Annotated in this window: 14 protein-coding genes; 10 read left to right on the forward strand and 4 right to left on the reverse strand. The window is 63.3% G+C overall.

The window, feature by feature from the left end:
- Position 1: 1 nt before the first annotated feature.
- From JQ573_RS25390 to JQ573_RS25400, 3 genes are all read left to right on the forward strand, one after another.
- Complete coding sequence (locus tag JQ573_RS25390) at positions 2–1210, forward strand: FAD-binding oxidoreductase (RefSeq protein ID WP_249132262.1); 1209 nt, start codon at positions 2–4, stop codon at positions 1208–1210.
- Positions 1211–1273: 63 nt separating this feature from the next.
- Positions 1274–1732 carry an FKBP-type peptidyl-prolyl cis-trans isomerase gene (locus tag JQ573_RS25395; RefSeq protein WP_249132263.1) on the forward strand — a complete coding sequence of 153 codons (459 nt, stop codon included), beginning with the start codon at positions 1274–1276 and terminating at the stop codon, positions 1730–1732.
- 46 nt (positions 1733–1778) lie between these two features.
- Positions 1779–2786: a D-2-hydroxyacid dehydrogenase family protein gene (locus JQ573_RS25400; RefSeq protein WP_212315661.1), complete on the forward strand. Its 1008-nt coding sequence runs from the start codon at positions 1779–1781 to the stop codon at positions 2784–2786.
- A gap of 66 nt (positions 2787–2852) precedes the next feature.
- On the opposite strand, the gene JQ573_RS25405 is transcribed toward JQ573_RS25400, so the two are convergent.
- Positions 2853–3068 (reverse strand): CsbD family protein, encoded by a 216-nt coding sequence (locus tag JQ573_RS25405; protein ID WP_212315660.1) that lies wholly within the window; start codon positions 3066–3068, stop codon positions 2853–2855.
- Positions 3069–3209: 141 nt separating this feature from the next.
- Between JQ573_RS25405 and JQ573_RS25410 the strand changes: the two genes are divergently transcribed.
- Entirely contained in the window at positions 3210–3734 is a 525-nt protein-coding gene (locus JQ573_RS25410; RefSeq protein WP_212315659.1) for a cupin domain-containing protein, read from the forward strand.
- A gap of 132 nt (positions 3735–3866) precedes the next feature.
- Positions 3867–4604, forward strand: a complete 738-nt coding sequence (locus JQ573_RS25415; RefSeq protein ID WP_212315658.1) for an enoyl-CoA hydratase/isomerase family protein — start codon at positions 3867–3869, stop codon at positions 4602–4604.
- Positions 4605–4680: 76 nt separating this feature from the next.
- Here JQ573_RS25415 and JQ573_RS25420 read toward each other — a convergent pair whose 3' ends face one another.
- The gene (locus tag JQ573_RS25420; protein ID WP_212315657.1) at positions 4681–6207 is read right to left on the reverse strand and encodes an amidohydrolase family protein; all 1527 of its coding nucleotides are present in this window, start codon (positions 6205–6207) and stop codon (positions 4681–4683) included.
- Between the two features lie 284 nt (positions 6208–6491).
- Between JQ573_RS25420 and JQ573_RS25425 the strand changes: the two genes are divergently transcribed.
- The gene (locus tag JQ573_RS25425) at positions 6492–7508 is read left to right on the forward strand and encodes an alpha/beta hydrolase (protein ID WP_212315655.1); all 1017 of its coding nucleotides are present in this window, start codon (positions 6492–6494) and stop codon (positions 7506–7508) included.
- A 104-nt stretch (positions 7509–7612) separates the two neighbouring features.
- On the forward strand, positions 7613–8047 hold the full coding sequence (locus JQ573_RS25430; protein ID WP_212315653.1) for a VOC family protein: 435 nt from the start codon (positions 7613–7615) through the stop codon (positions 8045–8047).
- Between the two features lie 75 nt (positions 8048–8122).
- On the opposite strand, the gene JQ573_RS40815 is transcribed toward JQ573_RS25430, so the two are convergent.
- Together JQ573_RS40815 and JQ573_RS25440 are read right to left on the reverse strand one after the other, a co-directional pair.
- Complete coding sequence (locus tag JQ573_RS40815) at positions 8123–8926, reverse strand: HAMP domain-containing sensor histidine kinase (protein WP_312011621.1); 804 nt, start codon at positions 8924–8926, stop codon at positions 8123–8125.
- A gap of 639 nt (positions 8927–9565) precedes the next feature.
- Positions 9566–10237 carry a response regulator transcription factor gene (locus JQ573_RS25440; protein WP_050401724.1) on the reverse strand — a complete coding sequence of 224 codons (672 nt, stop codon included), beginning with the start codon at positions 10235–10237 and terminating at the stop codon, positions 9566–9568.
- 469 nt (positions 10238–10706) lie between these two features.
- On the opposite strand from JQ573_RS25440, the gene JQ573_RS25445 reads away from it, so the two are divergent.
- From JQ573_RS25445 to JQ573_RS25455, 3 genes are all read left to right on the forward strand, one after another.
- A complete protein-coding gene (locus tag JQ573_RS25445) occupies positions 10707–12476 on the forward strand; it encodes a glycosyltransferase family 39 protein (protein ID WP_212315651.1) in 1770 nt (589 codons plus the stop codon).
- A gap of 196 nt (positions 12477–12672) precedes the next feature.
- Positions 12673–12915: a helix-hairpin-helix domain-containing protein gene (locus JQ573_RS25450; RefSeq protein WP_212315649.1), complete on the forward strand. Its 243-nt coding sequence runs from the start codon at positions 12673–12675 to the stop codon at positions 12913–12915.
- A 65-nt stretch (positions 12916–12980) separates the two neighbouring features.
- Positions 12981–13310 carry a hypothetical protein gene (locus JQ573_RS25455; protein ID WP_249132266.1) on the forward strand — a complete coding sequence of 110 codons (330 nt, stop codon included), beginning with the start codon at positions 12981–12983 and terminating at the stop codon, positions 13308–13310.
- Positions 13311–13375 lie beyond the last annotated feature (65 nt).

Genomic DNA, 13375 nt, shown 5'->3' on the forward strand with positions numbered 1-13375 from the left:
TTTGCGCGGCGGCATCTCGCCGTGGTTTGTCGCCGCAACGCCACCGCCGCGTCCCACGCTATCGGAAAATCTCGGCTGCGATGCGCTTGTCGTCGGCGCCGGCATCACCGGCTCGCTGGTCGCCGAGCGCCTGACCCGTCAGGGGCTGGACGTCGTCATTGTTGATCGAGAGCGTCCGGGCCGGGGCAGCACTGTAGCCAGCACGGCGATGTTGTTGTGGGAGATCGACCGCCCGCTTGTCGAACTGACCGCGATGTATGGCTTCGATCGGGCTGCGCGCGCCTATCGCGCTAGCCTCGATGCCGTGACCGGTCTGATCTCGCTGGTTCGTGACCACAACCTGCCCGGAGAGATCAGAAAGAAGCGCTCGCTCTATCTGGCGGCCGGCAGCTCTGCAGCCGAATTGCTTGATGAGCATCGGCTCCGCCGCCGCGCCGGTCTGCCCGGCGAGTTCCTCGATCATGGACAACTGCTCGAGAGCTACCGGATAGCGCGCGCCGGCGCGATCGTCTCGCCCGGCGCGGCGGATGTGGATCCGCTTCAACTTGCCCGCGGGCTGCTCCACCTCGCACTCGCGCGCGGTGCGCGGCAGTTCGATGCGGAGGCCATAGCCTTCGATCCGGCGGGCGAAACGGTGACCGTGGGATTCGAGAATGGTCGCGAAATTGCCGCGAAGGCCGTCGTGCTGGCGACCGGCTATGTGATGCCGGACATCGTTCGGTCTATGATCCAGACCGTGTCCTCGAGCTGGGCGATTGCGACCACGCCGCAGCCGCAGAACATCTGGAAGGACGGCGCGCTGATCTGGGAGAACGCCAGGGATTATCTTTACGCCCGGACGACGCCGGCGGGCCGCATCATCATCGGTGGCGAGGATAGCGATGAGATCATCGCGGCTGATGCCCGCGACCGCTTGATCCCGGAGAAGGCGCGGCGGCTCGTGCAACGTCTCGCCGCGCTCTGGCCGTTCGCCGCAACGGAGATCGAATACCGCTGGGCCGGGACGTTCGACACCACGAGCGATGGCCTGCCGCTGATCGGTCCGGTGCCCGGCGCGAAGCGCGTCTATGCGGCGTATGGCTATGGTGGCAACGGCATCACCTTTTCCTATCTGGCGGCGCAACTGATCGGCGATCTCATCGCAGGCGGCACCTCGCCGTTGCTCGATGATTTCGCGCTGGACCGCGATGGCGGCATGGCCGGTCACTGAAAAACGGCTAGGGAATTGCCGCGCGCTGGGCTAGAGACGGCGGTCCTTCACGAGAGGTGCAAGATGCGATCTTCACGACGCACGATCATCACGACTGCATTCGCCGGCCTGGCGGCGGCAGTCTCAACGTCCGTTGCCGGCAGGACGGCAACGGCCCAAACCGCAGGAAAGCCCATGACCACAGCTTCAGGCCTCCAGATCATCGACAGCAAGGTCGGCACCGGCGCCTCGCCGAAGACCGGCCAGACCTGCGTCATGCACTATACCGGCTGGCTCTACGAGAACGGCCAGAAGGGCAAGAAGTTCGACTCCTCCGTCGACCGCAACGAGCCGTTCGAATTTCCGATCGGCCAGGGCCACGTGATCAAGGGCTGGGACGAGGGCGTCGCCACCATGAAGGTCGGCGGCAAGCGCACGCTGATCATCCCGCCGAACCTCGGCTATGGCGCGCGCGGCGCCGGCGGCGTGATCCCGCCGAATGCCACGCTGATGTTCGACGTCGAACTGCTCGGCGTAAAATGACCTGATGGCCGTCAAGTAACCGGCCCATGACAAGAGGGGCGCAGCGATGAAGATCTCGATCCTCGACGATTATTTCGACACGCTGCGCACCCTCGATTGCTTCCGCAAGCTCGACGGCTACGACGTCACGATCTGGAACGATCATGTCCAGGACGTCGACGCGCTCGCCGAGCGGCTGCGCGACACCGAGGCGCTGGTGCTGATCCGCGAACGCACCCAGATCCGCACCCCGTTGCTGGAGCGGCTGCCGAAGTTGAAGCTGATCAGCCAGCGCAGCGTCTACCCGCATATCGACATCGACACCTGCACGCGGCTCGGCATCATCGTGTCGTCGGGCCAGCATGCGGATACGCCGTCCTACGCCACCGCCGAATTCACCTGGGGCCTGATCCTCGCGGCGATGCGTGCGATCCCGCAGCAGATGGCGGCGCTGAAGGCCGGCAAATGGCAGATCGGCGTCGGCCATACGTTGCGCGGCAAAACGCTCGGCATCTACGGCTACGGCCGCATCGGCGCCGTGGTCGCGGGCTACGGCAAGGCGTTCGGCATGAACGTGCTGGTCTGGGCGCGCGAGGCGGCGCTGGCGAAGGCGCGCGCCGACGGCTACGAGACCGCCGCCAGCAAGGCCGATTTCTTTGCCCGCTGCGACGTGCTGTCGCTGCATATGCGGCTGGTCGACGCGACGCGCGGCATCGTCAAGGCGGACGATCTAGCGCGGATGAAAGACACCGCGCTGATCGTCAACACCAGCCGCGCGCCGCTGATCGAGCCCGGCGCACTGGTCAACGCGCTGCGCGCCGGGCGACCCGGCATGGCCGCGGTCGACGTCTACGAGAAGGAGCCGCTGCGCGACACGTCGGACCCGCTGCTCAACATGGACAATGTGGTCTGCACGCCGCATCTCGGCTACGTCTCGCGCGACGAATACGAGATTCAGTTCACCGACATCTTCGACCAGATATTGGCCTATGCCGCAGGTACGCCGACCAATGTGGTCAATCCCGATGTGTTGACACATCCGGATGTGCTGGCACATCCCCGCCCGCGCGGCTGATTGATCGCGGCATGAAAAGGACCGGCCGAACGGACCGGTCCTTCTCAAAAGCTGATCGCCTGCAGATCAGAGCTTCTTGTTCGCTGCGGCCGCGGCCCTGTTCACGGCATCCTTTGTGATCTCCTTGGCGTCGCCGAGTGCCTTCTGGCCCTTGCCCTTGGCTTCCTGGATCGCGCCTTCGCCCTGCATCTCCTCAGATCCAGCGGCTTCGCCGATCTTCTGCTTGGCCTTGCCCATCGCCTCGTTGGCGGTGCCCTTGATCTTGTCGGTGGTGCTACCCATTGGACTGTTCCTCCAAATACATTGAAACTTCGCTGGAGCAACGCGCGGCGGCGCCGGAACGTTCCGATTTTCCGCTCGCCTGCGCGCGTGCTTTTCGGTAGCGTTCCACGCACGAAAACTTGACCAACGAAAGCAAGAACGATGAGCGGTTCCCACGATCACACCCATTCCCACGACCACGATCATCACCATCATGACGACGAGCGCTGGAAGCACGACGGCGTCCGGGTGATACCGGGTAACCAGCTCGATCCGAACGTGCCGTCGACTGCCGGCATGGACCGCAAGGCCGCGATCAATTTCGCCCGGGTCGGCGCGCAGAAATTGTGGGCGGGTACCGTCAGCATCAAGCCGGACGCCAAGACCGGCGCGCATCATCACGGCCATCTCGAAAGCATCATCTATGTCGTGAAGGGCAAGGCGCGGATGCGCTGGGGCGAGAAGCTGCAGTTCACCGCCGAGGCCGGTCCAGGCGATTTCATCTTTGTGCCGCCCTACGTGCCGCACCAGGAGATCAACGCCAGTCCCGACGAGGTGCTGGAATGCGTGCTGGTGCGTTCCGACGGCGAGGCGGTCGCGATCAATCTCGACATCGAGCCGGTCGAGAAGCCGGAGAACGTGCTCTGGGTCGATCCGGTGCACCGGCATCCCGACGAGAGGAAGTAATGGGGCCTCGTCATTCCGGGGCTCGCGAAGCGAGAGCCCGGAATCCATCGGGCCGCAGCGTTGGTGGATGAATGGATTCCGGGCCCGACGCTGCGCGTCGCCCCGGAATGACGGCAGAGCAGGGAGGCCAGCATGACGCTCGTTCGCTACGAGAGTGCCGACCACGTCGCGACCATCACGATGACGCGCAGCGAGAAGCACAATGCGCTCAACAACGCGTTGTGTACCGAGCTGCGTGACGCCTGGCTGCGGTTTCGGGACAGCGACGATCGTGTCGCAGTGCTGGCTTCGGCGGAGGAAAAGTACTTCTCAGTCGGCGCCGATGTTGGTGATCTCCCCGCCAACATGTGGCACGCCGTGCCTGGCCTCGGCGTCGAGCTGGACAAGCCGGTGATTGCAGCGACATCCGGCTGGGTCGTGGGTGGCGCCTTCGTGCTGGTCCAGATGGCCGATCTGTGTGTGGCGTCGGAGACGACACGCTTCATCTACCCCGAGGGAAAGATCGGCACCACCGCGGGCGGCGTCTCATCGGTGATGGCGCGGATGCCGCACAAGATCGCGATGGAATTTCTGCTGGTCGGCGACGAGATGTCGGCGGAACGCGCCTTCCAGATCGGTTTCGTCAACAAGGTCGCGCCGAAAGGTCAGCACCTCGCGCTGGCGCAGGAGATGGCTGCGAAGATCGCCGGCAATGCTCCGCTGGTGGTCCGCGCGCTAAAGAAGCTCGCCCGCGAGGCGATGCCGAAGGGACCTCTTGAAACAGTCGCCGACGCGCGGCGGTTGCTCGATGAGGTCAGGGACAGCGAGGATCTCAAGGAGGGCGTGAAGGCCTTTGCCGAGAAGCGCAAGCCGAACTTTACGGGGAAGTAGGACGAGCGGCAGCGCTCGCTGTTTCGTCATTCCGGGGCTCGCGAAGCGAGAGCCCCGGAATGACGGGGAGTGAGACTTACGCAAACACCCGGTGATCGATCGCCCCGTTCGGCACCACATAGCCGTAGCGCGTATTCGACGGCTCTACGCCAGCCTTCTCGTACTGCGCCTTCATCATCGCGAAGCGGTCGCCCTTGATGTCCAGCATCGCGCGCTTCGGCTGGATGTTGTAGAGCCGGGCATTGTTGTCGCCGAAGATCGCCGTCTTCACCGGTCCGTCGGCGGGCCCAAGCGGTGCGTAGCCGAACTTCTTCTGCATCACTTCGGGGAGTTCCAGCCGCCGCAGGCCCTCGATCTGCCATTGCGGCGCGCCGGTCCACAGCGCGTCGGTGCCCCAGCAGACGTGGTCGACGCCGAGGCCCTTGATCAGGGTGCCCATCAGCGCGGCGCAGACATTTGGCTCGGCGACCAGCGTGGTCGCGAACAATTGCCCGACATCGCCGTAGACATTGTTGACGCCGTATTGCGCCGGGATGTCGGCGAGGTCGGAGGTCCAGGCGATCCGGCCGGTGCGCTCGAATTCGGCCAGCGCGACCTTGGGATCGCCCCCGACATGGCGATAGGCCGAGTGATAGATCACGAAGTTGAGCTGCGGCCAGTCCTTGGCCGCCTGGCCGACATCGACAACGTCGGCGAAGCCGCGCAAATTCGGATACTGCTTCTCGATCCCGGGTGGGAACAGCCCCTTGTGCACGCAGACATTCTTGATGCCTGCCTTCACCATCTTCTCATAGCCCTTGTAGGCGACCTTCTCGTCGTCCAGCCGCCACGGATAGCGGCTGATCTCCTTGTGGGTATTGTCGCCGATCGTGTAGCCCTTGCAGGATTCCGGCTTTAGCGCCAATGCAGCATCGAGCTTGTCGAGCCAGCCGGGCTGGCCGGGCGTGAAGATCGCGTGACAGAACACGCGGCGCGAGCCGGCCTCGTCGTTCATCTTCTTGCGTGCATCGGCCATCTGCTCGTTGGTCAGGAACCAGTCCTGCTCGATGTCCGACGGCGCCGAGGAGATCAGCGCGATCTTGGTGTCGGAATCAAGAAACATCTCCTTCTTGTAGTTGTTGAACTTCAGATCCTCGATGGTCTGCTCGTGATCGTTGAGCTCCTTGTTCCAGCCGGTTTTGCCGACCGCCTTGCGCATTTCCACAAAGCCCAGGATGCGGGTGTCGTCGCGCAGGAAATGCGTGTGCATGTCCATGATGAACTGGTCTTTCAATCCGTTGGCGCGCTCTTGCGCCATCGCGGGCGTTGCAGCCTCGGCCGGCGTGACGTCGAACAGCGGGCCATAGACCTGGTTCATCGCGACAAAGGAAGCGGCCATGCCGGCCGCGGTCTGAAAGAACCGGCGGCGATCGAGGCCCTGTTTGCCGCCGAGATCGTCGGCCATCGCCAGCAGACGCGCCTCGACCTCGCGCTGCCGTTCGTTCTGCGGGTCGGGATAGAACTCGTCGCTGGAGACGATCTGGGTCGGGATCGGCGTCCGGTGCTGGCACAGTTCGGAGGGCATCAAGGCGGCAAGTTCTTCGTCGGTGAGATTGCTGCTCATTCTTCGCTCCCGCATCGCGCCGGGTTTTTCCGGGTCGGACCGCGGCGGAGACTAGGACCAAGTCCGTCCGTCGTCCGCGCCGATTGCCGGAAACCGCGTTCACAAAATCGTGCGCTGTATTTGCTGTCATTGCGAGGAGCGCAGGCGACGAAGCAATCCATACTCTTGCTGCAAGCGGCGCCATGGATTGCTTCGCTTGCGCTCGCAATGACGGTTGTGGATGCTAACGTCGTGCAAAACCCGAGGGGCCGAACGAAGCCCGATCGTTCAGAGGGAGGCGAACCATGACGCCAGCAGACCATTCGCGGCGCACCATCATCAAGGGCATCGGCGTTGCGACAGCAGCCGGTGTGCTCGGCGCAGCGCCGGCGCAGGCCGCGGCCGCAGTTCCTGCCGAGGGAGAAATATGGAGCAACGAATACTGGGCGAAGAAGGGTGACATCCCGCTGTGGATGTTCCGCAAGCGGGTCGGCGCGCCGAAGCCGGGCGAGCCGGCGCGGCCCGTGGTGTTCTTCGTTCATGGCTCGTCGGTGACGTCGAGGGTGTTCGACCTCACGGTGCCCGGCAAGGGCGAGTATTCGCTGCTCAATGTCTTTGCGCGCTACGGCTTCGATTGCTGGACCATGGATCACGAGAACTACGGCAAGTCGGGCCGCACCTCGGGCAATGCGGATATCGCGAGCGGCGTCGAGGATCTGAAGGCCGCGGTCGAGGTGATTGCGCGCGAGACCGGCGAGAGGCGATATCACTTCATCGGCGAATCCTCCGGCGCGCTGCGGGCAGGTGCCTTCGCGATGGCCGCACCCGAGCGCATCGATCGCCTGGTGTTCGCCGCCTTCACCTACAAGGGCGAGGGCTCGCCGACACTGGCCAAGCGCGCCGAGCAGCTTGCCTATTACCGCAGCCACAACATGCGCAAGCGCGACCGCGACATGATCCGTTCGATCGCGACCCGCGACAGGCCGGGCACGTCGGACCCCGCGGTGATGGAAGTGTTGGCCGATGTCGAGATGCAGTTCGGCGACCAGATCCCGACCGGCACCTATCTCGACATGACCGCCAATCTGCCGGTGGTGCATCCGGAGAAGGTGCTGGCGCCGGTGCTGCTGGTCCGCGGCGAATATGACGGGATCGCGGCGGTCCCCGATCTCGAGGAGTTCTTCAACAAGCTGCCGAATGGCGATCGGCAGTTCATCATCCTGCCCGGCACCGCCCATTCGGTGGCGCTCGCCACCAATCGTGAGCTGTTCTGGCATGTGACACGGGCATTTCTGACCATGCCGACGCCGATCGTGACCTGAGGCGGCCTGCGGCAGGACGCCGCAAGAAAAATCTGCGCGGCGATGTCGGGATCCGGCTATGCGGTTCGTCCTCGGGGCACAACCCGCAAAAAGGAGCGCCTTTCATGGCCAAGCCGACAATGATCTTCGTCAACCTGCCGGTCAGCAATCTCGCCCGTGCCACCGCCTTCTACGAGGCGATCGGCGCGACGAAAAATCCGCAATTCTCCGACGACACCGCATCGGGCATGGTGATCTCCGAGACCATCCACGTCATGTTGCTGACGCACGACAAGTTCCGGCAGTTCACGCCGAAGGCAATCGCCGATGCCAGGACCACGAGCGAGGTGCTGATCTGCCTCTCCGCCGAGAGCCGCGAGGCCGTCGACAGCTATGTGACGAGGGCGAAGGGCGCCGGCGGCACCGCCGATCCGTCGCCGCAGCAGGATTACGGCTTCATGTACGGCCGCAGCTTCGAGGATCCCGATGGTCACATCTGGGAAGTGATGTGGATGGATGTCGAGGCAGCGATGAAGGCGCAGTCTGCAGCCACCGCGTGAGCGGCCGCGCATGCAGGCGTTCGAAGCCGACCATAAGCGACAGTTGGCAATCCGCCTGACGGATTGAGACGGCGCTCAGGCTGCGGAGATGCCGTCCGGCCGGACTTCGGTCATGGCTTGGGCGGCTTTTCTCCCCTGAGGCAGGTCGGCTTGCCGGCAGCCAGCGACCGGAAAGTTCAGTTCGACCGTGGTGCCGCCTCCAGGGGTCTCGCAGAGGGAAACGGTGCCGCCGTGGGTGGTCATCACCTGGGAGACGATCGAAAGCCCCAGCCCTGTTCCTTCCGTGCGGGTGTTGCCGCGCTTGAACGGCTCAAGCAGCAGCTCGGGCTGACCGAGTTGGAGTCCCGATCCGTAGTCAATAACGCTCAACCGCGCTGGTGCTCCGACCTCGATGAGGACGGAGCCACCTGCGCTGCCATGCGTCACGGCGTTTCGGATCAGGTTCGAGAGCGCGACGGCGATCGCGGCTTCCGAGCCACGCACCCAGACCGGGTGACGAGGCTCGGTGAACTCGACATCGCTTCCGTTCTTCAACGCCATCGGCACGTGTTCGGCCGCAACCCTGCGCGCCAGCGCCGCAAGATCCATCTCGATCAGTTCGGCAGGTTCGGCGGAGATACGCGCGAGCTGGAGCAGCATGGTGACGATCGACGACAGCTTCTGGTTTTCGGCTATCAGCCTGGCACGCAACGGAGCGTCCTCGACCTGCTCGAGTATGGTGCGCGCATTGGTCAGGGGCGTGCGAAGTTCGTGTGCCGCATTCGACAGGAAATTTCGTTGCGATTTCGACGCGACGTCTATTCGCGATAGCGCGATTGAAAGCCGCGACGAGAGGCAAGAGCTCGGCTGGTGCATCTTGTTCCGGCAGTCGTCGGCCATCTGAAACCCCATCGATCATCTCGGCGGCCGCTGCGACGGCCCGGACGGGGCGCGCGATCAGCGTCGGCACGAAGACCATCGCGGTAAACGCCGTCGCCGCCAGGACAAGGATGATGGGGAGCGCGACAATCGTCGCATCGGTAAGCATTCCGGTCGTCAGTTGCGCGGCCGTATAGGCCACGCCGCCGGTCTCAATCCACACCTCGCCCACAGGCGTATTTCTGACCGCCGACATCTTCTTCAGATTGGTGGTTTCGCCGTCAAACGCGTAGGCGAGGAAACTCGTCCCGTCACGCGATGTCTGGGTCTTTTGTGGACGCCACTTCGGGATTGGGCCGTAGCTGACCTCTCCACTCTTGTCGGACACGACATACCAGAATGTCGGGAAATTGCGGGTGATCTCGTCCAGCCTCGAGGTCCGTTTGAGAGCCAGTTGCCCGGTCTCGTTGCGGATGACGGCTTCCTTCAATGCATCGGCGACGTCGGCGGCGGCCCAGGTGCCGTCATCGTCGCCGCCAAATCGGATCAGCAAGGCTGCTGCGCAGAGCAGCATGATGGTCGTTACGGCGCCGATCAGCGTCGCGGACAGCACCGCGATCGAGCGATGGACACGCTTGAGCCTTTGCCATTGCAAAATCATCATTCGCCACTCAGCAGATATCCGAGGCCACGGACCGGTTTGATGACGACCTTGCAGTTGGCCGCGCGGAGGCGCCGGCGCAGCCGCGACACGTGAGCCTCGATCGCGTTTGATTGAATCTCGTCGTCAAAGCTGTAAGCTGCGACTTCGAGGGTCTCGCGCAGGACGACGCGCCCAATGCGCCGGACCATCGCTTCCAGAATCGCCAATTCACGCCGCGGGACAACAATCGGCGCGTGATCGACGCAGACCTCGCGATTAAGCACGTCGTAGCTCAGATTGCCGATGCGAACGATCGCCCCTCTATCCAGAAAGAGACGTCGCAGCACCGCCTTGGCTCGCGCGATCAGCTCGATCGGTTCGAATGGCTTGGCCACGTAGTCGTCCGCCCCGTCGTCGAGGGCGCGCGCGATATCAAGGGGGTCATCAAGCGCCGTCAGCACGATTGTCGCGGGGCTGGGCTTCTGCTGCTTGAGATCGCGCAGCAACGCCAGACCGTCGCCATCCGGCAGTCCACGGTCGATCACGACGAGTTCAAAGCTTCGCACGGCGACTGCGGCGCGACCCTCTTCAAGCGTCGTGACCATGTCGGATGCGCCGAAGGCCGTAGCCAAGGTATCCCGCAGCCATGGCCCAAGCTGAGGGTCATCCTCCACGACCAGAACTCGCACCGCATTCTCCCAAGCATAAACCACGGCTTCTACCATTACGGACGGATTACAATAAGATTACGGCCGGCAAGAAAACTGCGGTGTCCACACGAATGCGTTGATGTGATTGGCCTTTTCCTTGTGACTCTAGAGGCATTCTCGAATGGCAGCGGTGATCGGATCGACGCCTGATGGGGGCTCGTCCGAAAGACTCAATCAGGGGCGCCGCACACATCAGCGCTCCAGGGCCGATCAGCGTCATGACAGCGAGCGAGCTTTTCGCACGCGCATCCCCTCTCTGCGCTGTCCCCGCCAGAGACGTCGATCAACATGACCGGCGAGTGACAGCGCGTCGGCGCGCGCAAGAATACGTTGGCAGCGGCGTGAACGGAGCCACGTCAGGCTATCGTAATGGTCGCTGTGAAAAGCATGGCGGACAACGCGGCTCGCATCGCGCTTTCCGATCTCCGTCCCCAGGCTTCCGAACGATATGCCGGTCGATTTTGCGTTCTCAGCGATGGCCAAGCGGTCAGATCGCAGCCCGGCGTCATGGCGCCGTCCGTTCAATCGATGGCTGGAAGGAGTCGAGTCAGGGTGGTCGGTGCCGCTGCTGCTCGCCTGCTTCGTCGGCATCTGGACGGTGTATCTGTCGGTGGCCTATCACGGCGCCGGCCTGCATCCGGACGTGCTGGAGACCTGGACGTATGGCAGGCATTTCGCATGGGGTTATCCCAAGCATCCGCCGTTGATGGGATGGACGACCGGTGCGTGGACCTCGGTCTTTCCGCTGACCGATTGGTCGCTGCAGCTGATGGCGATGACAAATGCGGCGTTGGCGTTGTGGTTCGTTGACCTCATCGCACGAAGGTTCGTGACTGGGCACAAGCGCCTGATCGTGCTGCTCCTGCTGATGCTGACCCCGGCATACCAGTTTCATGCGCAGCGCTTCAACGCCAACGCCGTGTTGCTCGCGGTCTGGCCGCTTGCAACCTACTGCTTCCTCCGCGCCGTTGAAACGAGGGCACCGCTCTGGGCGATTGCTGCGGGTGTCACGGCGTCGCTTGCAATGCTGGGCAAGTATTACTCCATCTTCCTGATCGCCAGCTTCGCGTTGTCGGCAATCATCCATCCCTTGCGGCGAGCCTATTTCACGTCCAGTTCGCCCTGGATCTCTGCTGCCGTCGGGCTGATTGTGCTATCCCCGCATCTGCACTGGCTGGCCACGACAGGCGCGGAGCCTGTCCATTATGCCGCGACGCATGTGGGAGCCGATTTCCCCCACTCGCTGCGGGATGCCGTCAATTTCCTGTTGGGCCTTGCTGCGGCGACGAGCGTGTCCGCCGTGACGTGGGCGATGATCGCCGGGTATCGAATCAAGCGCCTTCCGCGGGATCTCGCGGCGGCGGATCCCAACCTGAAGCTCATCGGCCACGTCGCGATCGGCACGATCGCTCTTCCTTTCATCACGTCCATATTCCTTGGCACCGACTTGCCGTCGCTATGGGCGCTTCAGGGATTGTTCCTGCTCGCCGTGCCGGTCGTGGGCAGCACGCGTTATCGGATCGAGCGGTTCTACACGGTCAATGCAGCGCTCCTGGTTGCCGGAATTGCAATCGTCGCCGCCGTGTTGGCGGCCCCAGCCCATGCGCTCTACCGCAACAGCTACGGTTATGAGGAAGGGCGAAACGTCTATCACCAGGCCGCAGACAAACTCACCCGGCTGTGGCACGAGCAGATGGGCACGCCGCTGTCGATCGTCGGCGGCAACGACAGCCTTGGGGTCGCGGTGGCCTTCTACAGCTCCGATCACCCGTATTATGGCGATCCTTACGCCTACCAATATTCATTGGCACTGCCTCGCGAGGTGACACCGGTGCGCGGCTGGGCAGCGCTCTGTTTCGATGACCAGGACGATTGCCTTGAATGGACCGGGCGAATGGCGGCTCACGCCGGAAGCTATGTCAAACGCGAGTTTTCCGTTCAATCGAGCTTGTTCGGAATTCCAGGCATCAAGCGAAACCTCGTTGCATTCCTGGTGGCGCCGCTTCGTGAGCCGCACGACTCACCGCCAAGCCTCGTCAATGATGCCGGTCAGGGCGGAGGACGTGTTTCTCCGCAAGCAGATCCGCCACTCCGCGCGGAGCCGGATGTTGCGCTGCCGGAGAATCAGCCGCCGGAAAATGCGCCGCAGACGAACGATCCAGGAGCCAACATGCTGGTGGATCAGCGAGCCGCAAGGCTCTTCGTCGTGCTGCGTTGATCAGGCTTATTCCAGGAATGCCGCCGTGATGATCGCACCCGTAATCTTGCGGTAATCGGCTCCCGCTTTATCGGCGGCGGGGTCAAGGGCGTCGTATCACGAAGGATAGCGGTCCATGCTTATCAGGTTGGTTTGCATCAGCCTCGGCGTTTGCGGAGTCATCGGTGCCACCGCGGTCGCGCAGACATCTCCATCAATGACCGGTTCAACTCGCCCGGCAACCGCAACACGGCCATCGATCAGTCGCGCCGACAAGATCAACCTCAACACCGCTCCTGTCAGCGAGCTGGTGAAGCTTCCGCACCTCAGCGTGCGCGGCGTCACTGCGATCACGGAGGCGAGAGCAAAGTCAAAGTTCAAGGATTGGAATGATTTCGTGGCCCGACGGGTTGTGCCGCGATTCGTCAGGAGCGAGCTCAAGGAGCTCGTCACGTTCTAGACGAGCTCTGCCGATCGCCGCCAAGGGGCGGCGCGGTTGTTGAACGCGAACAAGGATATGCTTCAATGAAACGAGTAGCTGTTTTTGCGACCATGGCGGTGATCGCTGTGGGGTGCCTTGGGTCGACAGAAGCCACGGCACGCGGCCGGCGGGGGGATGCGGTCGCCGTCGGCATCGTCGGCGGCTTGGCCGTCGGCGCCCTGTTGGACTCCACCATGGCTGCCGGTGCGGCTCCGGCCTATGTCTACGAGAGGGACTATTATTCGCCGGCCCCCGTCGTCCATTACCATCGTCACGTGTACGAATACGGCGACGAATATCCGGGCGGATATGACTACGGTTATCGATCCGGGTACCGGGAAGGCTACTCGGACGGCTATTGGGACAACGATTGAACGTAGACCGGCGTCGGCGCTGATCCGGTTGCTCGATGGTGCAGGTCCGGACCAGCGGCTCCGTC

Origin of the sequence: Bradyrhizobium sp. AUGA SZCCT0105 (assembly GCF_018129565.1) — a bacterium.
Lineage (GTDB): Bacteria > Pseudomonadota > Alphaproteobacteria > Rhizobiales > Xanthobacteraceae > Bradyrhizobium.

Bases quoted from the DNA above. Each gene is read 5' to 3' on its own strand.
- JQ573_RS25420 (WP_212315657.1), bottom strand. From the start codon at position 6,207: ATGAGCAGCAATCTCACCGACGAAGAACTTGCCGCCTTGATGCCCTCC.
- JQ573_RS25450 (WP_212315649.1), top strand. From the start codon at position 12,673: ATGACCGGTTCAACTCGCCCGGCAACCGCAACACGGCCATCGATCAGT.
- JQ573_RS25400 (WP_212315661.1), top strand. From the start codon at position 1,779: ATGAAGATCTCGATCCTCGACGATTATTTCGACACGCTGCGCACCCTC.
- JQ573_RS25415 (WP_212315658.1), top strand. From the start codon at position 3,867: ATGACGCTCGTTCGCTACGAGAGTGCCGACCACGTCGCGACCATCACG.
- JQ573_RS25410 (WP_212315659.1), top strand. From the start codon at position 3,210: ATGAGCGGTTCCCACGATCACACCCATTCCCACGACCACGATCATCAC.
- JQ573_RS25430 (WP_212315653.1), top strand. From the start codon at position 7,613: ATGGCCAAGCCGACAATGATCTTCGTCAACCTGCCGGTCAGCAATCTC.
- JQ573_RS25425 (WP_212315655.1), top strand. From the start codon at position 6,492: ATGACGCCAGCAGACCATTCGCGGCGCACCATCATCAAGGGCATCGGC.
- JQ573_RS25445 (WP_212315651.1), top strand. From the start codon at position 10,707: ATGCCGGTCGATTTTGCGTTCTCAGCGATGGCCAAGCGGTCAGATCGC.
- JQ573_RS40815 (WP_312011621.1), bottom strand. From the start codon at position 8,926: ATGGCCGACGACTGCCGGAACAAGATGCACCAGCCGAGCTCTTGCCTC.
- JQ573_RS25455 (WP_249132266.1), top strand. From the start codon at position 12,981: ATGAAACGAGTAGCTGTTTTTGCGACCATGGCGGTGATCGCTGTGGGG.
- JQ573_RS25405 (WP_212315660.1), bottom strand. From the start codon at position 3,068: ATGGGTAGCACCACCGACAAGATCAAGGGCACCGCCAACGAGGCGATG.
- JQ573_RS25395 (WP_249132263.1), top strand. From the start codon at position 1,274: ATGCGATCTTCACGACGCACGATCATCACGACTGCATTCGCCGGCCTG.